This is a genomic window from Winogradskyella sp. PC D3.3 (genome assembly GCF_054366245.1).
The window spans coordinates 137701-162480 of the sequence record NZ_CM135962.1 but is presented as its reverse complement, the minus strand read 5'-3'; the positions used below and the strand labels follow the sequence as shown (position 1 = coordinate 162480).

General features: G+C 33.4%; 16 protein-coding genes and 2 pseudogenes. 7 read left to right on the top strand and 11 right to left on the bottom strand.

The window, feature by feature from the left end; genetic code table 11:
- Window positions 1-296 precede the first annotated feature (296 nt).
- The 4 genes and pseudogenes from ACXGSQ_RS00735 to ACXGSQ_RS00720 form a co-directional block, all read right to left on the bottom strand.
- The gene (locus tag ACXGSQ_RS00735) at window positions 297-998 is read right to left on the bottom strand and encodes a LytR/AlgR family response regulator transcription factor (RefSeq protein ID WP_458627750.1); all 702 of its coding nucleotides are present in this window, start codon (window positions 996-998) and stop codon (window positions 297-299) included.
- Window positions 988-3063, bottom strand: a complete 2076-nt coding sequence (locus tag ACXGSQ_RS00730) for a tetratricopeptide repeat-containing sensor histidine kinase (RefSeq protein WP_458627749.1) — start codon at window positions 3061-3063, stop codon at window positions 988-990. Before ACXGSQ_RS00730 ends, ACXGSQ_RS00735 begins: the two co-directional genes overlap by 11 nt.
- 40 nt (window positions 3064-3103) lie before the next feature.
- Window positions 3104-4662 (bottom strand): annotated as a pseudogene (locus ACXGSQ_RS00725) (NAD(P)/FAD-dependent oxidoreductase).
- A 136-nt stretch (window positions 4663-4798) separates the two neighbouring features.
- A complete protein-coding gene (locus tag ACXGSQ_RS00720) occupies window positions 4799-7339 on the bottom strand; it encodes a S9 family peptidase (protein ID WP_458627748.1) in 2541 nt (846 codons plus the stop codon).
- A gap of 164 nt (window positions 7340-7503) precedes the next feature.
- Here ACXGSQ_RS00720 and ACXGSQ_RS00715 point away from each other — a divergent pair, with 164 nt between their 5' ends.
- On the top strand, window positions 7504-8508 hold the full coding sequence (locus ACXGSQ_RS00715) for an App1 family protein (RefSeq protein ID WP_458627747.1): 1005 nt from the start codon (window positions 7504-7506) through the stop codon (window positions 8506-8508).
- A 162-nt stretch (window positions 8509-8670) separates the two neighbouring features.
- On the opposite strand, the gene ACXGSQ_RS00710 is transcribed toward ACXGSQ_RS00715, so the two are convergent.
- The 4 genes and pseudogenes from ACXGSQ_RS00710 to ACXGSQ_RS00695 all read right to left on the bottom strand — a co-directional run bounded on the left by ACXGSQ_RS00710 (window position 8671) and on the right by ACXGSQ_RS00695 (window position 12421).
- On the bottom strand, window positions 8671-9285 hold the full coding sequence (locus ACXGSQ_RS00710) for a deoxynucleoside kinase (protein WP_458627746.1): 615 nt from the start codon (window positions 9283-9285) through the stop codon (window positions 8671-8673).
- 3 nt (window positions 9286-9288) lie between these two features.
- Entirely contained in the window at window positions 9289-10083 is a 795-nt protein-coding gene (locus ACXGSQ_RS00705) for a hypothetical protein (RefSeq protein ID WP_458627745.1), read from the bottom strand.
- Window positions 10084-10207: 124 nt separating this feature from the next.
- Window positions 10208-10890, bottom strand: a pseudogene (locus tag ACXGSQ_RS00700) (response regulator transcription factor).
- Window positions 10883-12421, bottom strand: a complete 1539-nt coding sequence (locus tag ACXGSQ_RS00695) for a sensor histidine kinase (protein WP_458627744.1) — start codon at window positions 12419-12421, stop codon at window positions 10883-10885. Before ACXGSQ_RS00695 ends, ACXGSQ_RS00700 begins: the two are co-directional and overlap by 8 nt.
- A gap of 124 nt (window positions 12422-12545) precedes the next feature.
- Here ACXGSQ_RS00695 and ACXGSQ_RS00690 point away from each other — a divergent pair, with 124 nt between their 5' ends.
- The 4 genes from ACXGSQ_RS00690 (at window position 12546) to ACXGSQ_RS00675 (ending at window position 17577) form a co-directional block, all read left to right on the top strand.
- Window positions 12546-12938 carry a hypothetical protein gene (locus tag ACXGSQ_RS00690; protein ID WP_458627743.1) on the top strand — a complete coding sequence of 131 codons (393 nt, stop codon included), beginning with the start codon at window positions 12546-12548 and terminating at the stop codon, window positions 12936-12938.
- Window positions 12938-13786, top strand: a complete 849-nt coding sequence (locus ACXGSQ_RS00685; protein WP_458627742.1) for a GLPGLI family protein — start codon at window positions 12938-12940, stop codon at window positions 13784-13786. Before ACXGSQ_RS00690 ends, ACXGSQ_RS00685 begins: the two co-directional genes overlap by 1 nt.
- Window positions 13787-13896: 110 nt before the next feature.
- Window positions 13897-14769, top strand: coding sequence for a GLPGLI family protein (locus tag ACXGSQ_RS00680; protein ID WP_458627741.1), 873 nt, complete (start codon window positions 13897-13899; stop codon window positions 14767-14769).
- 78 nt (window positions 14770-14847) lie between these two features.
- A complete protein-coding gene (locus ACXGSQ_RS00675) occupies window positions 14848-17577 on the top strand; it encodes a carboxypeptidase regulatory-like domain-containing protein (protein WP_458627740.1) in 2730 nt (909 codons plus the stop codon).
- Between the two features lie 74 nt (window positions 17578-17651).
- Here the strand turns inward: ACXGSQ_RS00675 and ACXGSQ_RS00670 are convergent, their stop codons facing one another.
- The 3 genes from ACXGSQ_RS00670 to ACXGSQ_RS00660 all read right to left on the bottom strand — a co-directional run bounded on the left by ACXGSQ_RS00670 (window position 17652) and on the right by ACXGSQ_RS00660 (window position 22716).
- Window positions 17652-19475 carry a hypothetical protein gene (locus ACXGSQ_RS00670; RefSeq protein WP_458627739.1) on the bottom strand — a complete coding sequence of 608 codons (1824 nt, stop codon included), beginning with the start codon at window positions 19473-19475 and terminating at the stop codon, window positions 17652-17654.
- A gap of 147 nt (window positions 19476-19622) precedes the next feature.
- On the bottom strand, window positions 19623-22043 hold the full coding sequence (locus tag ACXGSQ_RS00665; RefSeq protein ID WP_458629300.1) for a sodium-translocating pyrophosphatase: 2421 nt from the start codon (window positions 22041-22043) through the stop codon (window positions 19623-19625).
- Window positions 22044-22188: 145 nt separating this feature from the next.
- The gene (locus tag ACXGSQ_RS00660) at window positions 22189-22716 is read right to left on the bottom strand and encodes an inorganic diphosphatase (protein ID WP_458627738.1); all 528 of its coding nucleotides are present in this window, start codon (window positions 22714-22716) and stop codon (window positions 22189-22191) included.
- Window positions 22717-23096: 380 nt separating this feature from the next.
- On the opposite strand from ACXGSQ_RS00660, the gene epsC reads away from it, so the two are divergent.
- Together epsC and cysM are read left to right on the top strand one after the other, a co-directional pair.
- Window positions 23097-23885 carry a serine O-acetyltransferase EpsC gene (epsC, locus tag ACXGSQ_RS00655; RefSeq protein ID WP_458627737.1) on the top strand — a complete coding sequence of 263 codons (789 nt, stop codon included), beginning with the start codon at window positions 23097-23099 and terminating at the stop codon, window positions 23883-23885.
- 1 nt (window position 23886) lies between these two features.
- On the top strand, window positions 23887-24765 hold the full coding sequence (gene cysM / locus ACXGSQ_RS00650; RefSeq protein WP_458627736.1) for a cysteine synthase CysM: 879 nt from the start codon (window positions 23887-23889) through the stop codon (window positions 24763-24765).
- Window positions 24766-24780: the final 15 nt, after the last annotated feature.

Sequence of the window (24780 nt, the reverse complement as noted above, 5' to 3'; positions counted from 1 at the left end):
GGAAATTAGATCTACAACTTTATCAATTCATCAGTGTTAGTTGAGGCCTAATAGTATTAAGCTTTGTGCTATGACAAGTGCTACTGCAAATAGTATTAATACAAAAACCAATAATGATTTTTTTTTCATGAATAAGTAGGTAGAGCGTTCTAAACAAAATTAGAGCAATAATGGAAATGGTGAAAAAAAATGTCGTGAAGTGACGGGTTTTGTACGTGGAAAGTTAAGATGACACTTTCCTAAGGTCTACTTTATTTTAGAATAACGTTGAATTGAATTTATCTATAAGAATGTATTTACAAAAAAGAACTGTAGGCTTTCTTAAAAGCTTCTTTATAGGTGTTCGATATTGGGATTTCTTGATTGTTGATATAAATAATTGATCCTTTTACACTATCGATATTATCTACTTTAACTGCATAAGATCGATGTACACGATTCATTCCTTTAAGCTTATTTTCTTGAATAAAATGATCTATAGTATCTCTCTTTAAGTATTTTTTAGCTTTCGTATGGATTTCGATATATTTATCTGCAGACATTACAAAAAGTAATTCATCAGTTTTTACTTTATGTATTTTATGACCTATTTTAATGTTAAAGTAACTATTAGTTTTACGATGTCTGTTGAGTACAATATTTAAAGTAGAAAAGATCGTCGCTTCATTAAATGGTTTTAATAAGTAACCGTCTGGCGTTAGTTTTGAAGCCTCATTAACGGTTGATTCATCAGCAAAAGAGGTTAAGAATATAAAAGGAATATTTAAATTTTCTCTGATGTATTTTGCGATTTCAAACCCTTGATTTTTGCCATGCATATTGATATCTAATATAGCAATGTCGGGCGGATTTGTCTTTAAAGCCTGTAGCGCACTTTCAGCATTGAACGCTATTTCTGTAACCTGATAACCCAAATCTTCTAAAATGCTATTGAGTTGTTCTGAGATGAATACATCATCGTCAGCAATTAGGACTTTTAATTTTATTTTATCGAGCATTGAATGTAATGGTTATAGCAAATCCTTTGGAGGTATTAATTTGGGTTTTGCCAAGTAGTTGTCTTGTTGAAAGTGAATAGATGAGCTTCATACCAAAAGATTTGGAAGTTGTAATATCAAAGTTTTCAGGTAAGCCTTTACCGTTATCTGAGTAGCTAAACTGAATGTTGTTTTCGGTTTTTATGATACTGATGTCTATGTTTCTAATTGTTGTTTTATTCCAAGCATGTTTTACACTATTTGTAATTAATTCATGTAAAATAAAGCCTAAGGCTTGTGCTTGTTCTACATGCAACCATAATTCTTTACCGTGTACCGTAAAACTGTCTTCTGATGATTTAATAGGTTTTAATAGAAGGTCTACAATATCATTAAAATATTCTAAAATATCAATTTGTTGATAGTTCCCTTTTTGATACATTTTTTGATGTACCAATTGCATGGCATCTATTCTTTTTTTGCTGTCGATTAAAGCGTCTTTGGTAATTTGATTTTCTGTATTCTTTGATTTTAAATATAGCAGGGAGGAAACCACTTGCATGTTGTTTTTTACACGATGGTGTACTTCTTTTAGCAGGATTTCTTTATCGCTTAAAGCCGCGTTAATGAGTTTGTTTTTTTTTGAGAGCACTATTGCTATTTTCTTGTTTTGAAAATAATAATAAGTAACACATAACACAATTAAAATAAGAGTCATAATACTTGAAATAGCAATGTAGTTTCTTAGTTTGTTGCGTTCTTCTTTCTTATTATGCTCGTATTGCAGCAGTTTAATTTCGTTTGCTTTATTAATACTATCCGTAAACGATTTTTGTTTGTAAACATCTTGCATTTCTATACGGATAATATCTTTTATCCCATCATCATCTCTTATTTGATTACTATAAGTGTTAAATTCCTTATGGTATTTAATAGCGTTTAATAAATCTCCACCTTCTTCGTAGGCCATGGCTAAACCTTTGCTAGCCGATTTTAATGTGTTTATTTGGTTTGTGGTTTTAGCAATGTCATAGGCTTTTTTATAATAGGTGTTGCGTTTTCTTTTTTGATTTAATTCAGAATATATGTTAGCGGCAATAATATAAGCCCTATCTAAGTTGTCTTTGATTTTTAAATTTTCAAATTGATTGATCGCAAGGGTGATATTTTTTAAGGCTTCATTTGTATTATTTTGCAATAGATTAGCGTTCGCTAAGTTGGCTCTAACTTTGGCTTCTAGTACATAGGCTTTTCTAGTTATAGCAATATGTAAGGCTTCGTTGTAATAGTCTAAGGCTTGGTTTAGGTGGTTTAGCTCTAAGTTGAGTTTACCTAATTTATTTAAAGCATTAATTAATCTATTATTGTTATTAAGACGTTTAGCATATGCTAATGCTTTAGTATAATTTTTTTCAGCCGTTTCGTACTCTTTAATGGTAATGTTTATATCTCCTAGGTTTTCGTAAATCGATGATTTAAATCCTACAAAATTATGTGATTCGCAAAAATTTAAAGCATTCACAAAAGTTTCTATACTCAATTTGTATTGGCCTTGAGATTCATATATTTCACCAATATTAATTTTAGCCTTCGCATATTCTACATTAAAATTGTAGTGGTTTGCGTATTCTAAACTTTTTAAATGATACTCTAATGCGAGTGTTGAGTTTCCTAAGTTATTATTTAGGTTTCCTAAGTCACCATAAATTTGAGCGATACCCCTATGATTATTATTTTGAATAGCGATGACTAAACCTTCGTGTAAGGTCGTAGCAGCTTTATTAAATTGGCCTAACATTATTTGTGAATGTCCTAAGAAATGATAAGCCTGAATCATTGAATTATAATCGGTACTGGTTTTAGCTAATGCTAAATACTCTGAACTATTTTTAAGCCCTTGATTAAAATCTAAATAAATGGTTTTCCAACAACAATACTTATAAGACTGTAATCTTATAAGTATTGGTTTTTTATCATCAACAGCAATCTGGTATGTTGAGTCTATAGCATGTTGTTTCTTTTCGCTAACCTGACCTATACCGTTGGTTGTAAAAAATAATGCTATTAAAAAATAGGCAAATTTCATTTGTTGTGACTGATTTGCGCTAAAGCGCTTTCTAAATTAATTAAAACTGAGCAGTAGCTGCTTCAGCACAACGCTCACCATCCATAGCTGCAGAAATTATACCGCCGGCATAACCACCACCTTCTCCACATGGGAATAAATTAGTGATTTCAGGATGTTCTAAAGTTTCAGTTCTTGGAATATTTACAGGAGAAGAGGTACGTGATTCTACACCAATAATATTAGCTTCTTCGGTATAATAGCCTTTCATTTTTTCACCAAAAGCTTTAAAGCCTTTGCGTAAACATCCCCAATTATTTTGGGTAATAAAGAATGCAATGGTGCCGATTTTAAACCAGGCTGATAAGAGGTTTCATTTAAACTTGAAGATAATTTGCCTTCTACAAAATCCGTCAATCTTTGAGCAGGAGCAGATTGCCGTCTTCCTCCAGCCGTGAAAGCTAAACGTTCTAAATCTTTTTGATATTCGAGTGCTTTTAAAGCTCCAAAATGTTCGTATTTGTAAAGATCTTTATCAGCATTAATTTCTGTGACAATACCTGAATTGGCAAACTTATTATTTCGTTTGGAAGGTGACATCCCGTTAACAACCACTTCACCATTGGCTGTGGCTGCAGGAACTATAAATCCACCAGGACACATACAAAATGAATACACGCCTCTGTCATTCACTTGTTGTACCAAACTGTATGAAGCTGCCGGAAGTAACTCGTCGCGTTGCTCACCTTTACAATGGTACTGAATACCATCAATGATGTCTTGCGGATGCTCTACACGCACTCCCATGGCAAATGATTTGGCTTCTAACTTTATCTTCTTATTATTTAACAAATAGAAAATATCTCTTGCAGAATGACCCGTCGCTAGAATGACTTTTTCAACATCAAGTTCATTGTCATTGTTAAGCTGAATAGTCACAATTTTATTGTTCTTAATCGTGAAATCAGTCACACGCGTTTCAAAATGCACTTCACCACCAAACTTGATGATATTCTCTCTTATATTTTGAACCACTTTTGGTAGTTTATTGGTTCCGATATGTGGATGGGCATCCACTAAAATTTGATCTGTTGCTCCGTGATACACTAGGTTTTCAAAGATTCTTCTAACATCTCCACGTTTTAAACTTCTGGTGTATAATTTACCGTCAGAATACGTACCAGCACCACCTTCACCAAAACAGTAATTAGAATCTTCGTTTACAAAATGATCTTGGTTAATGGCTTTTAAATCACGTCGACGATCTTGTACATTTTTACCGCGTTCTAAAACAATAGGCTTAAATCCCAACTCTATACAGCGTAATGCGGCATACATGCCTGCTGGTCCAAAACCTATAATATGAATAGGCTTTGCATTAGAGACATCTTTATAATCAAAATGATAATCTGAAGTTTCAGGTACAGGTTCATTAATGTAAACTTCAACTTTATAGTTGAACATGATAGTTCGCTTACGTGCATCAATCGATTTTCTAAGAATTTTAATTCCTGAGATTTCGGAAGGTTTCATTCCCAAATCATAGGCCGCTTTATTAAGCAAACCATCGGCTTGTCTTTCTTGCTGTAAATTAATGCGTAGTTGTAAGGCTTTTATCATGTTGCAAAATTAAAGAAAAGAAATGTTATCAAAATTTTTAAATAGCACTAAGTTGTAATGTTTGGGTTTCAATATAAACATAAAAAAACCACGCTAAGGAACGTGGTTTTATTTTTATCTCAAATATAGTAGTGTACTAAGGTTTTGTTTTAGGTTGATCTCTGTTTATTTCGGTGATATCAATTTCTGTTGCTTCTACTCCTAGTAAATGTTTACTAAAGTGATCGGCACGTAACCAAAAAGAATACTCAGTCATATTACCAAAACTATGACGTTGACCTGGCATAAGCATAAAATCGAAACGTTTGTTAGCTTTTATTAACGCGTTAGCCATTCTAATGGTACCTCCAGGATGGACATTATTATCAACATCACCAGTAATCAACATTAAGTGTCCTTTTAGATTTTTAGCTAAAGACTGGTTAGTGTCAATGAGGTATTTGTATTTCACATTACCATCATCATCCATTTCTTCTTGTACACCATGATGTGTTTCACTCCACCAACTATTATAAATGTTATTGTCGTGGTTTCCGGCAGAAGAGACTGCTGCTTTAAAGAAATCTGGATACACTAAAATGGCTGCGGTAGACATAAAACCACCACCTGAATGACCGTAAATTCCAACTTTATTAATATCAATAAAATTATGTTTGTCGGCTAATTGTTCGGCGACGTGTCTCTTATCAGCCAAACCATAATCTCTAAGGTTTCCATAGCCGTAGTTGTGGTACCATTTAGAACGGTCTGGGTGTCCACCACGATTTCCCGTAGTGACTACAATAAATCCGACTTGTGCCATACGATCTAAGCGATCCATACGTACAGAAAATGATTTATTTACAGCTTCGGTTTGTGGTCCAGGATATACATATTCTAGTAGTGGGTATTTTTTAGTCTCGTCAAAATCGAAAGGCTTGTACATTACTCCATAAATATCTGTAATACCATCGTCTGCCTTCATTTTAAAAGGTTCTGGGAATTGATAGCCAGTTGCCATTAATTGTGATAGATCGGCTTCTTCTAAACTCATAATAAGTTTTCCGGAATTGGATCTTAATTCTGATTTAGGAACCGTATTCACTCTAGAATAATTATTCACAAAATAAGCGTTAGAGTCTGCCATGCTCGTACTCGTATTATAATCACCAGGATTTAAGGCTTGCAGTCCAGAGCCATTTAAATTAATTTTATAAAGGTGTTCATAATACGGATCTTGGTCTTTTGGAATACCATGCGCTGTAAAATAAAGTGTTCTACTTTTTTCATCAACCCCAATAGCGCGTTCTACATGATAAGAGCCTGAGGTCACTTCGTTTTTTAAGTGTCCTTCAGTATCATACAGATAATAGTGTGCCCAACCCGAACGTTCTGCCCAATGTAGCATTTCAGTTTCATTATTTAGTAATACTAACGGACGTGACTCTATATAGGTGTTGAAGCGTTCCTCTATTAAAACTTTTGTTTCTCCGGTATTAATATCAGCCACACAGATATCTAGTTTTTTACGATCTCTACTAATTGTGCTATAATAGATTTTACCTTTTTTAGATAAAAGTAATGAAGGTGAAAAATCATCATCGTAACTCGATTTTAATCTTGGCGCACGATATACTTGAATACTTTGTTGTTTAACAGTATCTAATTGGACTTTAATATTACTTTTTGAAGGTATATCGAAGATATGGAGTTCTGTTTTATAATACTCATCTTCACCAGGCATGTGGTATTTGTAGGTTTCTAAAGTAGGGCGTTTGCTTGAGGTTGTATTAATAACCCATAAATCTTTAATATGTCTTGAGTCTGTTCTTTGGAATACAAACTTTTTAGAGTCGTGAGACCAAATACCACGAACATATTTACGTTTGTCTTTATTCTTTAATTTGGTTTCATTGTTTTCACCACGACTACTTCCTCCAAAGTCATAATGTTCTTCTCCATCAGTGGTCCATTGGTTCTCAACTATTGTAGAATCTTTCTCGTTTTTAACTGCTTTGAGGAAATTTTCCTTATCCATCCAATACAAATTGTAATGTTTAGAAAATAAGACTACAGAACTGTCTGGTGCAATGTTTGCCCATTTTTTCCAATCTTCTTTTTTCTTCTTTTTATTATCTAAGAGGGTTAAGCCATTGCCTCCAAGTCGGTATTCAAAATGGTATACTTTGTTGACTTTTTTAGGCTTTTTAGCTTTGCCTTTTTTCTTTGTTTTGGTAGTATCGGTGTCTATGTTGTCTTCAATATCATTATCGTCATCTTTTACTTCGTCTACTTTTTCAGTAGATGTCACATAGAAACGTATTGCGGTTTCATTTTTTACAAACTCAAAATTGAATTTTGGTAAATGCTTAGCATCGTATGGGTCTTTTGTAATTTCAGTGAGCCATTTTGCCATCTTTTCATTGTCGAAAAGTTCTTTTTTACTGCGTTTGTCGGCATCTACAATATAGTATTTAGAGCCTTCAGTTGTTTTGTATTGGTACCAAAACCGATTTCCGTTTTTTAACCAATGTGGATTTACAGACGTTGAATGTACCAGTTTTGCTAAATTTGTTGGAGAAAATTTAGCAGCTGCTCTATAGTTTGGTGTGGGTGTTAGGTTTTCTTTTTCGGTGTTCTGTGCGGTTATTAAGCTACAAGATAGGCTTAATAGGAGTAGGAGTATTAATTTTTGCATGCGTTGTGGATGGATTTAAGTTGCGTTAGTGTCTTGAATGACTAAAATACTAGGAATATTATAAAATTGATGAATATTTAACATTAGCCTAACGAATTAATTGTGCTATTGCTTTTGTTGTGAAGTGATTTTAGTATCTTGAAAAATATAAAAAGTTAAGATAATTGAGTTGGTTTAAAAAAGATCCTTTACAGATTATTACGTTTCAGAGTTATGGGACAGATTCTAATTTTTATGCTAGAGGTAGAGCTTTAGAAGATGAATCAATTGATTTAGAAGATCAGCATATTTGGCACCTTATTGTAAATACATGGAAACGTTTTGAAACTGACGAAATAAAGCATGTTGGTTTAGATGTTAAATTGCCAAACAATACAATTCTAAAAGTTACGACCGACGAGAATGGTTATTTTATTGCTGAAGAATCTATAGAAAACTTAAGCGATCTAGCGAATGAAGAAGGTTGGTTGCCTTTTGAATTATCCTATAATGACGTCAATCTTAAACGTACCATACAGAATAAAAATAGATTTCCCGGCGAACTCTTGATTCCTTCTAATAAAGCAGAATTTTGTGTGGCAAGTGATATAGATGATACCATATTGCACACTGGAGTGGTTTCTATTTTAAAGTGGAAAGTAATTTATAATTCCATTTTTAAGCATGCAAAACATAGAATTCCTTTAGAAGGTTCTGCAGAGTTTTATCATAAATTACATCGTGGAGCTTCTGGTAATAATGCCAATCCTATTTTTTATGTGAGTCATAGTCCTTGGAACTTATACCGTTATTTAGAACTTTTTTTAAGACAAAATAATTTTCCTAAAGGGCCAATTTTATTGCGAAGCCTCAGTAATTTACTTCGGAAAAAACCACAAGATGAAAAGCCTCAAAAGCAAAAGGAAATTACCAATCTCTTAAAAACATATCCGCATTTACCTTTTATCTTAATAGGAGATAGTGGAGAGCATGATCCAGATATTTATATCGAGATTGCTGAAGAGTTTCCAAATCGAATTTTAGCAATTTACTTACGTAGTGTAAAGCATAAGAAGAAAATGTTGCGTGTAAAAAGTATTGTAGATGGTTATAAAACCACACCAATGCTATTAGTGGAAAATAGCCAACAAGCCATTGAACATGCTAGGAAAAGCGGGTTTATTGCTTAAGACTATGCTTTCTTCGTTTGTTGTTATACAGCTGTATTGCCCATTTTTAATAAAGGCAAGGCAGAACAACGTTGCATCAAATGCGCTGTTTTATAACAGTGTTAATCTGAAAACGAATTATTTAAGAGGCAAACCTGCGTATTATAGGATGAATAAAATCACTTAAAATAAGCCATTAATCTCAGCATCAATTCTATTAATAATATCACCTAAATCTTCAGGATTAGCCACGAAATCGAGATTGTCGACATCAATAATCAATAAATTACCTTTATCGTATTTCGAAATCCAAGCTTCGTAACGTTCATTTAATCGACTTAAATAATCTATACTAATTGTGTTTTCGTAGTCACGACCACGTTTATGAATCTGGTTTACTAAATTAGGAATAGAACTGCGTAGGTAAATTAATAAATCTGGTCCTTTTACAAACGATTCCATTAATTCAAATAGCGAGGAGTAATTCTCAAAATCACGATTGGTCATTAAACCCATAGCGTGCAAGTTAGGAGCAAAAATATGTGCATCCTCATAAATGGTTCTATCTTGAATAATGTCTTTTCCACTATCGTGAATTTGGTTGACTTGGCGAAATCTGCTGTTTAAGAAATAGACTTGTAAATTGAAACTCCAACGTTCCATCTGATTGTAAAAATCATCTAAATATGGATTGTCAACCACGTCTTCTAATTGTGCTTCCCACTTAAAGTGTTTAGCTAGTAATTTTGTGAGCGTTGTTTTTCCAGCTCCTATATTTCCTGCAACAGCAACATGCATAATCTATTCTATTTTTAATTGGTAAAGGCGTAGTAAAATATCGTCGTAAATATACATTGTTTCATTGGTTACCAAAAACTGTTTTATTAACAAATTGGGATGCTTGATCGGCCGAATCACAGATTCATTTTTTTCTAAAATAAAAAGCTTTTCATTCTTCTTTAATAATAAATGTGCTTTGCTGAATGCCAAACTATCAAAACCTGTGTTTTTGATTTTTTGAATGAGACTACCAAAATAATTATAGACATAAAGAAAATTTTCGGTAAGTAAGTAACAGTAGTTATAGTCACTTTTTAGGTCTAAGGCATTAGATTGAATTGGGACCGTTTTGAGTTTAATTTTATTAGTTTTATAATCGTACAATTCTAAATACTGATAATCTTGATTGAATAACCATAGCGAATTATCAAAACCTGAAGATACAAATGATACATTTTTGTAGGGCTGAATAGTGTTGAAGTCTATTTTTGAAATTTCAGCTAAACGGTTATCTAAAATGATAACGGTATTGAAGTCTTTATAAAATAAGTTGATTTTTAAAGGGTTAAAGGTATTTGCGGTGGTGATGTTACCAAGTTGAAAATTGGCATATGTTATAATGGTATCTTGCGTTTTCTTTTGAAACGAATTGTTTTCAGTTGTATAATAAAGAGTGCCGAAATTGTCAACGCCATAAATTGCTTTAGCCTTAATTTTAGTAGAGTCTATTAATGTTGCTGTGATTTGTTTCTGTGTTTTCTCTTGTGAAAAACAGAGCAGGTTGAAGAAGACGAACAAATAAACTAACTTTTGCATTGGTTGTGGCGTATAGAATTGAAAAGTACAAAAATTGATCCAGTTTTATTGACTAGAGGTATTAGGTTTTTAAAATATGAGGTATTTAAATTTATGCAAATCAGACTAATGTGCTTTTAAAATTTTATTCCGTCAGTTTGTACCCAAACCCACGCACATTAATAATTTGAATACGTTCATCTCTTTTAAGTTTTTTGCGAAGCTTTGTAATAAATACGTCCATGCTTCTCGCTGAGAAAAAATCGTCTGTGCCCCAAAGTTTATTGAGTATTACTGAACGTTCTAAAACTTGATTTTTGTTTTTTATAAGATGAAAGAGTAAATGTGCTTCTCTGTGTGTAAGTTGAATAAAATCATCATCCTTAAACTTTAGGTGTTGCTTAGGAAAATCGAAAGTGTAATCACCAATTGTGATAGCTTCAGAAGTTTTTTGAGTCTTTGCCCGATCGACTAGATTATGAACTCTAACAATCAACTCTTCTATACTAAATGGTTTTTTGAGATAATCATTTCCTCCAATTGAAAAACCTTCAACGACATCTGCGGTTTGCGACTTTGCCGTTAAGAATATGATAGGTATGGTTTGGTCAATTGCTCTAATTTCTTTCGCTAAGGTAAAACCATCTTTTTGGGCATCATCACATCTAAAACTAAAATTTCAGGGGCTTCAGAGTTGTATTTGTCAAATGCTTTGTCTCCGTTTTCGCAGAGAATAACTTCAAAATCTCGTGTTTCAAGACTTTCTTTGATAATTTGTCCTAAAGCGGCTTCATCTTCAGCCAATAAGAGTTTAGTTTTATTAGGCATTTGGAAGTGTGATTTTAAAGGTTGTTGAATTTTTATTTAGTTCTAAGCTGATTGAGCCATTATGCTTTTCAATAATGGTTTTGGTGTAGTATAAGCCAATGCCAAAACCTTTTACATCGTGAGTATTCCCTTTTGGGACACGATAAAATTTATCGAAAATTTGAGTTTTATTTTCTTGGGTTAGACTACTGCCGTTATCTGAAATTAAAATTTCAAAATTAGTTTTCGTTGTTTTCAATTCAATTGAAATAAGCTCACCTCCATACTTTACGGCATTATCTAAAATGTTGTTTAGGGCATTTTCAATATGAAAGATATCAGCATTAATGATTAAGCTTTCAAGTTGAAAATTAGTTTTAAATATCTTATCCGAAAATTGAATTTTATACTTATTAACCAAAGCATCAAGTAAACTAGTGATATCGAAATTTTCTTTATTCAATTCTAAATTACTACTATCTAAAGTGGCAGTTTCTAATAGTTTTTCAACCATAATGGTCAACTTACCTAATTGCTCAGAAGACATATTGAGGTATTTTTTAGTTTTGGCTTTATCGTCAATAGCATTAAAGTTGCTAATACTTTCTAGTGCCGCGCTAATGGTGGCAATTGGTGTTTTAAACTCGTGCGTAATATTACTGATAAGGTCATTTTTAACTTCGGCGAGTTGCTTTTGATGTTTTATGATTTTTAATAGATAGAATAGACAACTTATTACGGCTAAAACTAAGAGCGTTGAAATTAAGATGCCACCGATCATACGATATAAAATAGCTTTTGTTGTATTGGTAAATAGAATGGTTAAAAAAGTACCTTTTGGAAGGAATCTAGATTTTGTATCCGTTTGAAGATAATCATCAGACATATGATTAGGGTCCAATTCTGGTAAGGATCCGTTTACCCTAAAAAAATCAACGTCGCGTTCGATGTCTTTATAATCTAAATAAAAATCGACATTAATGCTTTTGCGTTCTAATTCTTTTGCTATTAATTTTTCAACAGCCTTAACATCGAGTGTGTCATTTTTTATCGAAATCATCACTTTAGAGGTGAGAAATTCGGCATTTTTTAAATTGACATCTTTATTGTTATTTTTTAGACTATCTATTTTTAATTTAAATTCCTCTGTTGATAAGGGTTTGTGTTTTTTATTATGAGCCTCTGACATTGAATCTGCCTTAAGCCCTCTAAAGATAGTTATGCCTTCAATAGTATTTGTATCTAAAGCATCAAGATTTGTAAACTCTTTTTTAGATTCATCAATGGTTTTTAAAATTTTTTCGAGTTCTCCATCGTCTTCAAAAGCATTTTTTTGTTGGTCGCCTTCAAGAATAAAACCAAAAGTGGTACGCTCTGCTAAAGCGGTATAATAATCATCAACTGCTTTATCTAAGCTAATTTGCACGTCGTTTATAAGCTGTTGTTTATTGGTTTGGTAGTTTTTATAATTCCAATAGACCTGTATGCCAATGGTAGCCATAATTACGGCAATGATGGTATATAAAATCAGTCGATATCTTTTATCATTCATATGTCAAATGTATAAAGTTATTGCTTAGATTGAGTGATCGGTTAACACACGTTAACACTAGTTAACCTAAAAGATCAATTGGTGTTGAGACCTTTGTAAGGTATTAATTATAAAACCATAAAAAATGAAATTAAAGATTCGCGACTGTTATAGTCTAAAAAAAGTGCTTACTTGTTTAGTGTTATTAGTTTCTGTTGTTGGATTTAGTCAATCTAAAGTTGAAGAAAAATCAGTAAAAATTGATGCGTTTAGTATTGAGGTTAGCGTTGATTCTCTTGAAGCCTTAGAGTCTACTTTTAAAGCGGAAGATTTAGATGAGTTATTAGAAATGATGGATAACAATGAAGCGTTGAGTTTAACCTTAAACTGTAGCTTTTCAGAGGCTAAGGATAATTTAGAAGGAAACATGACTTATACTGTTACAGGAAGGGCAAATGAAAAAACGAAATTTCTAAAGAATATTGAAAAAATGAAAGCTACAGCATCGAAATTTTATAATTTAAAAAACAGAAACTAATGACAACAATTACTAGAATTCTAATTTTGATATTAATGGGGATCGTTTCATCTGTTAGTGCACAAGATTTTCAAGGCATTGCGACTTACAAAACCCATCGTGATTTTGATATTAAGATGGATAGTACTAAAATGAATGATGCTAGGCAGAAGCAAATGATGGACATGATGAAAAAGCAGTTTCAGAAAACATATATTTTGACTTTCGATAAATCGTCATCTTTATATAAACAAGAGTCAGAATTAGATAAGCCACAAGTTGGTGGAGGTTTTCAAATGTCTTTTGGCAATAGTGGGTCAGATGTGTTTTATAAAAATATAAAAGAACATATTTATGTAGATCACAAGGAAACAATGGGAAAAAAATTCCTTATTAAAGATACGATCTCTCCCATAGAATGGAAACTAGAATCCGAGACAAAACATATTGGAGAATACATGTGTTTTAAAGCAACTTATACCAAGGAGGTGCCTAAAAACAATTTTAGCTTTAATAGCAATTCAAATATAGATGATGAGAATGAAGAGGAAGAGGAGCCAGAAATGATAGAGCGTACTATTACGGCTTGGTACACACCACAAATCCCAGTGAGTAATGGACCAGCAAAATATCAAGGACTTCCTGGTTTAATTTTAGAAATTCATGATGGGAAGCTAACCGTAATCTGTAGTAAAATTGTCATCAACCCAGAAGACAAAAGTGAGATTGAAGCACCTACGAAAGGAAAAGAAGTGAGCCAGAAAGAGTATGACGATATTATGGATAAGAAAACCAAAGAAATGATGGAGCGCTATGCGCCAAGCAGAGGGTCTAAAGACGGTGCCATTCATATCTCTATTGGTGGTTAAATCTCTTAACACAAGTTTAACAAACCTAGACTTAACTTTTCTTCATTTGTGGAGTCTTATGGGAGTAAGATTAACTTAATTCATGATTGAATTTAACTAGAATGCTAAAAATGAAGAAACTATCACTAAAAATTACATTACTATTAACTGTGTTTTTTGCCAGTTCTAATTTGTTCGCTCAAGATTTTCAAGGAAAAGCCTATTACATGTCTAAAACCACTATGGATTTAGATCAATTTGGTGGTCAAGACATGAGTCCAGAGCAAAAAAAGCAAATTATGGAACGTATGAAAAGCTTCTTAGAGAAGGAATATACGTTAACGTTTTCTAAATCAGAGTCTATTTATAAAGAAGAAGAAAAGTTAGCAGCACCTGGTAGTGGTGGTCGTAGAGGTTTTGGAGGTGGTTTAGCTGGTGGTCCAAAATATAAAAATGTTCAAACAAAGGAGTTGATTCAAGATCAAGAGTTTTTTGGAAAGCAATTTTTAGTTAAAGATGAATTAAAGGATTTAGAATGGAAAATGGGTACGGAAACTAAGTTAATTGGTCAATATACCTGTTTCAAAGCTACAGCAACGATTGTGCCTAGTGGAGTTGACTTTAGCAGTTTTAGAGGCCCAAGGGGTAGAGATCAAAAAAATGAAGGGGAAAAGGGTAAAGATTCTACCAACTCAAATGAGCCTAAGGCACCAAAAACAATAGAGGTTGTGGCGTGGTACACACCGCAAATTCCTGTTAACCAAGGACCAGATGATTATTGGGGCTTACCAGGATTAATATTAGAAGTTAATGCAGATCGTACCACCATACTTTGTACTAAAATTGTATTAAATCCTAAAGAGAAAGAAACCATTGATAAGCCTAAAAAAGGAGAAGTGGTAACACAAGCTGAGTATACTGAAATCACCACGAAAAAGATGGAAGAGATGCGTGAAATGTATGGTGGGCGTAATGGCCGAGGTGGCGGACGCGGTAGAAACTAAAAAAATATATCAACTTAACTCTGTTGGGACACAGAGTCTAAACCACGCTCTCAATTACCAACCAAAGAAATTATTTATATGAAAAATATTTTAGTACTGCTATTTACTTTAGTAGTCATGAGTTCTTTTGCTCAAATTAAAATGACAGGCGTTGTAAAGGATAGTATTGGATCTCCTTTAGAATTGGCCAATATTATTGCCATCAATAAAGAATCTAATACATTAGAATCTTATGCCATCACGGATGCTAGTGGAAAATATGTGATTTCATTAGGCAAAAATGGAACTTATAGTATTCAAGTTAGTTATATCGGTTTAAAATCAGTTGATGAAACTGTGGCGACTAAAGAAGTTGATATTACAAAAGACTTTCAGATGCTTTCTGATAACATGCTTGATGCCGTTGAATTGACTTATGATATGCCTGTAACCATTAAAGGAGATACTTTAATTTATAATGCAGATTCCTTTAAAAGTGGAACTGAACGAAAGCTAGAAGATGTCTTAAAAAAATTACCAGGTGTAGAAATTACAGCAGAAGGAAAGATTGAAGTAGAAGGTAAGGAGGTGACGAAGCTTATGGTCAATGGTAAAGATTTCTTTGATGGAGATTCAAAATTGGCAACTCAAAATATTCCTTCAAATGCTGTGGATAAGATTCAGGTGTTACGTAATTATGCTGAGGTAGGCCAATTAAGTGGTGTTCAAAATAATCAAGATAACGTTGCTATTAATATTAAATTAAAAGAAGGCAAGGAGAACTTCTGGTTTGGAGATGTAACAGCAGGTGGAGGCGTGGCTCCATCACCAAATGATGAGTTGTATTTGGTACAACCCAAGCTATTTTATTACAGTCCTAAATATAGTATTAATGTCATCGGAGACATTAATAATATTGGTGAAGTTGCTTTAACAAGTCGTGATATTAGAAATTTCGGTGGAGGTTTTAGAAGCCCGAGTTCTAGCAGTGGAACAAGTCTTAATCTTGGAGATAATGGGTTAAGTGGTTTAACAAATGTTGGAGATTCTCAAAATATAGAGTCTAAATTAGCAGCCGTAAATTTTAGTTATTCTCCTAACGAAGCTTTAGATCTTAGTGGGTTTTTAATCTATAATGCAAATCGTTTAAATACAAGAGAAGAAAGTTATGTGCGTTATACAAATCCAGAATTAGGAATTCCGAATGAAGAAACGATACAAACTGGTAAAGAGGCTACTAATCAAGGTTTGGTGAAATTGAGTGCTGCTTATAAACCAAATGCTAGCAATCAATTAAACTATGATGTTTTAGGACGTATTTCTGATGATTCTGAAACGCAAAATGAATTTTCTGATGTAGTAGGAAATACAACACAGTTAGATGAAGCAAAACCATTTAGTATTAATCAAAACATTAATTACTACTACACACTCAACGAGAACAATATTTTTGCTTTTGAAGCGCAGCATTTGTTAAAAGACGAAGATCCATTTTATAATGTAATTGGTTTAAAGGAAGAAGGTGCTTTTGAAAGTACAGCAAACAGTTTAGGATTAAATACAGGTCAGGCTAATTATGATCTTAACCAAGAACGTCGTATTAAGTCTAATCAGCTAGATGCTAAATTAGACTACTACAATATTTTAAATTCAAAAAGTAATATCAACTTTACTTTAGGTACTATTTTAAGTACTCAAAAATTCAACTCTAATATTTTTCAATTTTTAGATGATGGTTCTTTTTATGACCCTATTGCTAGCTTAACAGATACAGATGGTGATGTATTGCTAAATGAAAATGATACAGAATATAACTTTAGTGATATTTACCTTGGATTTCATTACCGATTAAAAACAGGAATATTCACTATTACGCCAGGATTCTCGGTACACGCTTACGGAAATAAAAACATACAATTCGGTGAAACTTATGAAGATAATTTTGTGAGATTATTACCGGATTTTGAAACACAAATTCAATTTAAAAAGAGTGAAAGCTTAACGTTTAGCTATAAAATGCAAACGTCGTTTACAGATGTTACAAGTTTAGCAGAAGGTTTAGTTTTAAATAATTATAATAGTATTCAATATGGTGAGCCAAATTTACAGAATGCATTATCACACAACTTAAACCTGCGTTACTTTAGCTTTAACTTATTTAATTATACCAATATTTTTGCGTTTCTTAATTATAATAAGAATATCGACCAGGTGAGGTCTATCACTAATTTCGATAATGTGATTAGAACCAATACCTTTTTTAATTCAAATTTTGCTGATGAAAGTGTGACGGCTAGTGGTCGTATACAGCGTACTTACGGTAAATTAAGAGCGAGTATGCGTGTAGGTCTTAATTACAGTAAGAGTAATCAATTTGTCGAAGATGTTAGATCTGTTAATGAAACGTTTTCTCAGTCCTATACGCCAGAATTAAGTACTAACTTTAGAGAGGCACCAAATTTTACTTTGAAATACAGTTATAGCATTTCAGATACCAATCAAGGAGATGATAATGACACGCAATTTATTACCAATGCTCCTTCAGTAGAATTTGATGCATACATTTGGAAGTCATTAACATTTAGAACAGACTATTCGTACACAAGTCAAAGTAGTAATGTTAGTGATACACAATCGTATCAAACATGGAATGGAAGTTTATCGTACAGAAAGGATGAGGATGCTAAATGGGAATATCAATTAAAAGCAACCAACTTATTGAATATCGATTCTGAAGTTAGTAATGGATCTAGTAATATTTCGGTTTATAATTCAGAGACGTTTATTCTGCCAAGATTTATAACGTTTAGGTTGACTTATACGCTTTAAGAAGCTATAATAAAATTTAAAAGCCTCACATTCAATATTAAGAATGTGAGGCTTTTTTTTGTTGCTTTAATATCCTAATTATCTCTCAAAACATGTACAACACCATTAATAGTATGTGGATTTCCATTAAAATCTTCAAAAGCACCAGTGAAATTAATATCGATATACTCACCAATAGCTCCGAATGACGTTAAGTTGTAACTTATATTGTTATTGGTGTCAGACATGTCAATACATTCTTGAATATTAAAACCTGTATCGTCAGGATCGTTCCAATTGTAAGCGTCATAATTACCTTCATAATTAGAATCATCTAATACTCCTATTAAATAAAAACAAGTATAGTTTCCATTATCTCCTCCGCTACCACTTATGGTTATCCTTGGTCCATTTACAGCATCTGAAACCTCGGCAAAGTTTGATGCTATATTATCAAGTATAAAAACAGTGTCATCATCATCTATGGTATATTGAATAAATTCGGAAACAGCATTACAAGCACTGATGGTTCCAATGTTTGTTAATGGAGTGGTAAACGTGTAACTAATGCTATCTGTGGTTTGAAGATTTACATAATCACTCGCTTTTATCTTAAAGGTATTATCGTCACTGCAACGCAGAAGATTAATTTCAAACATACCATTATTAACGACATCTGTAAATGTTTGGCTACCATATTTTAATTGTACATAACCATCGGTTATGGCATTACCATCACAAGTGTTGAAGTTTCCTGTTACAGTTTCTGCTATAATATCTGGATTGTCTGGGACAATTACTGTAATATTAGAGTCTGATGTAAAAGGGCCAATCATTTCTGTGTGTAGGGCTTCATTTCCACAATAATCATAACTATAAACAGCTAACTCTAAGGTTTCTCCACTTGGTACAAAGCCACAGACTTGTCCGATATCATTTATGTAGCCACTGCGTGGACCAAATGTAGTACTTGTTAGTGTTATATAGAGGTTATTTAGTGCATTGTTATCATTATCTGTAGCTGTAACACAAAGTGTAATCGCCTCAGCAGGGATATCACAATTCCAAAATGAAAAATGTGCTACTTTACCTACATACATATTACCTTGTAAACTGGCTTGTCCTTCTTCAATCCAATAGCCTTTAGTTTCATCAAAATACCAAAGAGGAATCGTAGAGGGAGCAATAGACATTAAACTCGGGTCGACGTACATTTTAATTTCGGAAGTTGAACCTTCAGCTAAGTTAAGTTCTTCTCCTGAGCTTCCGCGTAATTCTACAGCCAACATGCCAAGGGTTTGTAACATACGTTCAGCTCCATCAGAGTTTTGAGCATATAACATGCCTGGGCGTTGTAAAGCCATATCCTCCTCAGTAGGATCTAAATGATGAACAATCACATTGACAATGCCCGAATATTCGGAACCATCTGCTTTAATAAAGTTTCCATCAAAACTTACAGAACTTCCGTTTTCAAGTGATACTGTTCCTTCAGAACCACTGTTTACAGTACCTGTAATATTGGCGTCAAGTAACATAATAGTTACTTTATTAGTGCCATTAGTGGGTACTACATTTCTAGAGCCATGAATATAGCCTGCTTTTGAAGCTTTAATGTATGCAAAGCGTTGGTTTACTGTAGCGTTTTTGATCATAAAAACACCATTGCTATCGGTTAATGCGGTGTCATCGCCAATTGAAATAAAAACCCCTTCGATAGGGTTTTTATTTTTATCGATTACTGTTCCAAGAAAATCTCTAGAAATTTCATTTCCAAAATAGGAAGAAAACTCATCTGGGATGATTTCTTGATGTTCACCTCCAGATGTGTTGCCATCATCTTTTAGGCAAGATGTGAATGTCAATATTGAAAATAGAATTAGAACACTAAATCTGGGGAATTTACTAATACGTTTCATGTTGAATTGATTTTGATTGTTGTTTAACTTCTCACTTATAAAACAATTCAATGGATTAAATTCCTACTTTTTTCAATTTCACAAAACGAAAAACCCTCAACATTATTAAAAATGTTGAGGGTTTTTAAATAAGTGTATTTCTAAGATTTAACTTTTAGAAATATCTACTTTTTCAATAACTTTTATAACGTCACCAGCTTCGTTTGTAAGCGATGCTTCAAAAGCATTTAATTCTTTTTCAACTTCGACCTGTGTGCCTTTGAAAATAATTACTTCAGATGTTTCCTTTCCATCTTTTATGTTCAAATAATTAACAGTGGCTTTTGCTAAATCTTGAGAATCAACAGTCATTTCGATAGAAACGTCTGTGTCATTATTTGCTAAACCAGTTTTATCAGTATGACCACCTAAAATTGGTGCAATCACTAAGCCAATTAAACAGGTTAACTTAATTAAGATGTTCATTGAAGGTCCAGACGTATCTTTAAAAGGATCACCAACCGTATCACCAGTTACTGCAGCTTTATGCGCTTCAGAACCTTTAAAGGTCATTTCTCCGTTAATCTCTACACCAGCTTCAAAAGATTTCTTAGCATTATCCCAAGCTCCACCAGCATTGTTTTGGAAGATCGCCCAAAGCACACCAGACACGGTAACACCAGCCATATAACCACCTAACATTTCAGCGATAGCTAAAGGATCCATTCCAAAAATCATAGGAACAAAAGCAATGACTAATGGGAAACCAATAGTTAATAAACCTGGTAACATCATTTCTTTTAAAGATGCTTCTGTAGAAATCGCCACGCACTTATCGTATTCTGGTTGTCCTGTGCCTTCCATAATCCCAGGAATCTCTCTAAACTGACGACGTACTTCCTCTACCATTTCCATAGCGGCTTTACCAACAGCATTCATTGCTAATGCAGAAAATACAACGGGCACCATTCCACCAACAAATAGCATCGCTAATACTGGTGCTTTAAAGATGTTAATGCCGTCAATACCTGTAAACGTAACGTAAGCAGCAAATAACGCTAGTGATGTTAGTGCTGCAGAAGCAATAGCAAAACCTTTTCCTGTTGCAGCTGTTGTATTACCCACTGAATCTAATATGTCTGTACGTTCTCTAACGATAGGTTCTTGTTCACTCATTTCAGCAATACCACCTGCATTATCAGATATTGGTCCAAAAGCATCAATTGCTAATTGCATAGCTGTAGTAGCCATCATTGCAGAAGCTGCTAAAGCAACTCCATAGAATCCTGCAAATGCATAAGAGGCCCAAATAGCTCCAGCAAATAATAATACAGAAGGGAACGTCGAAATCATACCTGTTGCTAAACCTGCAATAATGTTGGTACCTGCTCCTGTGCTAGACTGTTGTACAATATTTAAAATTGGTTTTTTACCTAATCCTGTATAGTATTCAGTTACAGAAGAAATTACAGCACCTACGACTAAACCAACTAAGGTAGCGTAGAACACACGCATTGAAGAAATCTCTTGTAAGCCTTCTCCGAAGAAATTCATTTGCATCGTTTCTGGTAACATCCAAGTAACTAGTCCAAAACATGCTGCAGCAACTAATATAATAGACGTCCAGTTACCAATATTTAAAGCTCCCATAACCTGAGCTTCTTTAGCATCGTTACTCTTAATTTTTACCAGCATAGTTCCTATTATAGAAATAATGATACCTACACCAGCAATTGCCATTGGTAAAAGGATTGGGCCAATACCACCAAAAGCATCAGAAATAGCGCCTCCCATATCTTTAATGACATAGTTACCTAAAACCATTGCGGCTAATACTGTTGCAACATAAGATCCAAATAAATCGGCTCCCATACCAGCAACATCTCCTACATTATCACCAACATTATCTGCAATAGTTGCAGGATTACGAGGGTCATCTTCAGGGATGCCAGCTTCAACTTTACCAACTAAATCAGCACCAACATCGGCAGCTTTGGTGTAGATTCCACCACCAACTCTTGCAAATAAAGCAATTGATTCAGCACCAAGAGAAAAACCAGCTAAGGTTTCTAAAACGATGGTCATATCCATAGTATTCGTCCAAACTCCATCCATAAAGACATGGAAAAATACGATGAAGAATACGGTTAAACCTAATACAGCTAAACCAGCAACTCCAAGACCCATTACTGTTCCACCACCAAAAGAGATTTTAAGAGCATTTGGCAAACTAGTTTTAGCCGCTTGTGTTGTTCTTACATTAGTTTTTGTTGCGATTTTCATTCCGATGTTTCCAGCGAAAGCAGAAAATACAGCTCCAAATATAAAGGCTATAACGATGAGCCAGTGTGTTGTTGGTACTATAAAAGAAACAACGGCAAGAAGTATACTTACAATTACAACAAAAATAGCTAGTAATTTATATTCAGCATTTAAAAATGCTAATGCTCCTTCGTAGATGTGATCTGAAATTTCTTTCATCTTACCATCTCCAGCGTCTTGTTTCATAACCCAAGATTGCTTTATAAGCATGTAAATTAATCCTAAAACGGCCAAAGCTATTGGCGTATAAATCATCATTGATTCCATATTATAATATTTAATTTGATTAGTTTTTAGCTGGGCAAAAGTAGTAAAATGAATCATATTTTTACGAAAAAAGCAATATCATTTAATTGATATTGCTTTTTTAATAGTTTTTAAGTAAAAAACTTTGGATTCCTAAATAAGAATGTTAAATCGTGAAAGTGCGTTTCTTTTTGTGTTCGCTTTCATCATAACGTTGTACACACTCGTGGTAGATTTTTATAGCTTCCGCAGCATCACCCCATCCTCCTGTATCAACTTTTTTCTTTTCTAAATCTTTGTAAACTTTAAAGAAATGTTCAATTTCTTTTAGTCTGTGTGGATTTAAATCATTGATATCTTTATTGTTACTCCAAATTGGATCTGAAACTGGTACACAAATAATTTTCTCATCTGGCCCTTTTTCATCCGTCATATGGAAAACACCAATTGGTCTTACTTCCATTACGACCATTGGATATGTAGGTTGATGTCCTAAAACTAAAACATCTAAAGGATCACTATCTAAAGCTAAAGTTTCTGGAATGAAGCCATAATCACCTGGATACATCATAGATGAAAAAAGCATGCGGTCAAACCTTATCTTGTGTAATGTGAAATCGTATTCATATTTATTACGACTTCCTTTAGGTATTTCAATTAATACATCGAAAGTTAATTCTTCTGATTCTGACATGTTTTAAATTGTATTTGGGAGTTCTATTTTTCTTAGAACCGTTATTATATTCTCTGTTACATATTTAAGCATAGCAAAGATAATATATTGTGCGAGTTAAGCAATTAATTATGTTTGACTTTAAGTATATAGTGGCCTACTGATTTTTTAGAATGAATCTAGAGTTTATTCTATTGATTTTATTTTAGAATAATGACGAATAAATTGAGTACGTTAAATGGAGTGATACTTCTAAACGTATATACTACGATCTGATATTTTGTGAAGGGAATAGCTTTAATAAACTAAAGAGGACTTTCCTTCGTCAAATTGTTTCACTAATTTCGTTTCATCTGTAATGTGCAATAGAATTACACGACATTTAAAATAGTCATTCAAGTATGGATTCAAACTTAATCAAAGTCATAAATAAACATAAACAAATTATTAAGGTTTCAATGACTTTAAAGGAAGAATCGCAACGTTTCACAAAATTGCTATTTAAGGCGTTTTATGACGGTGATACCGATGCAGAAGACGCTTTACAGAAACTTGAAGTGTTATTTGTATCGATACGTAATATGGCTTGTCCGCAGATTAAAAATATGCCTTGCAAACGTTGGGATGATTTTAAAGCTAATATTCCAGATTTATACGCTAGTTTAAAAAAAGATGCTGAAGCCATTTATAACAATGATCCAGCAGCGCAATCCATAGAAGAAATATATTTAGCCTATCCAGGCTTTTTTGCTATTTCTATTTATAGGATGGCAAGAGTTTTTTATCAATTAAATTTACCACTTATACCAAGATTAATGACCGAGTATGCTCATCGTATTACAGGTATCGATATACATCCTGGTGCTACAATTGGTGCGTCATTTTTTATAGATCATGGTACAGGTGTGGTAATTGGGGAAACGACAGAGATACATCATAATGTTAAGATATATCAAGGAGTCACCTTAGGGGCATTAACCGTAAAGAAACAACATCAAAATACAAAACGCCATCCTAAAATTGAGCAACATGTCACCATTTATGCTAATGCGACAATTTTAGGTGGTGATACTATTATTGGGAAAAATAGTGTGATTGGAGGTAATACATGGTTAACGGAGTCTGTTCCAGAAAATTCTATTGTAACGCACAATCATCAAGTTGAAATTTTTTCGAAAATTAAAAAATAAAATGAACAAGACCTTAATAAATCAAATTGGAAATACACCTATTGTGAAATCTATAGCATTGAATACAAACCCTAAGGTAAGTTTGTATTTTAAGCTTGAAGGCAATAATCCAGGTGGTAGTGTCAAAGATAGAGCTGCTTATAATATGATTAAAAGCGCTCTCGATTCGAAAATAATTGATCAATCATCTAAATTAATTGAGGCAACAAGCGGTAACACAGGGATTGCCTTAGCAATGATTGCAAGTGTATATAAGTTGAATATAGAGCTTGTAATGCCTGATACAGCGACCAAAGAGCGTGTGCAAACGATGCGCGCCTATGGTGCAACAGTTACTTTACATCCTGATGGTATAGAAGGTGCTAGAGATTATGCTATTAACAAGGTTGAAAATGAAGGTTATTTTTCATTTAACCAATTTGCTAATGATGATAATTGGAAAGCCCATTATAAAACCACAGGTCCTGAAATTTGGAGAGATACCGAAGGCACTATTACGCATTTCGTCTCTTCAATGGGAACTACAGGAACTATAATGGGAACCTCTACCTTTTTGAAAGAACAAAATGCTGAGGTGAAAATTGTAGGTGTACAACCAACGGATGGTTCTAAAATCCCTGGGATTAGAAAATGGCCAAAAGCATATTTACCTAAAATATTTGATGCTTCTAAAGTCGATCAAACAATTGAAGTTAGTAAAGATGAAGCCATAGCAATGACACGACGATTAGCGAAAGAAGAAGGTATACTTGCAGGAATGAGTAGTGGGGGAGCGACAGCTGCAGCTTTAAAATTAACAAAAGAATTAGAAAGCGGAGTTGTGGTTTGTATTATTTGCGACCGAGGAGATCGTTATTTATCCTCTGATTTATTTGAGTAAAATTTTAATTACATT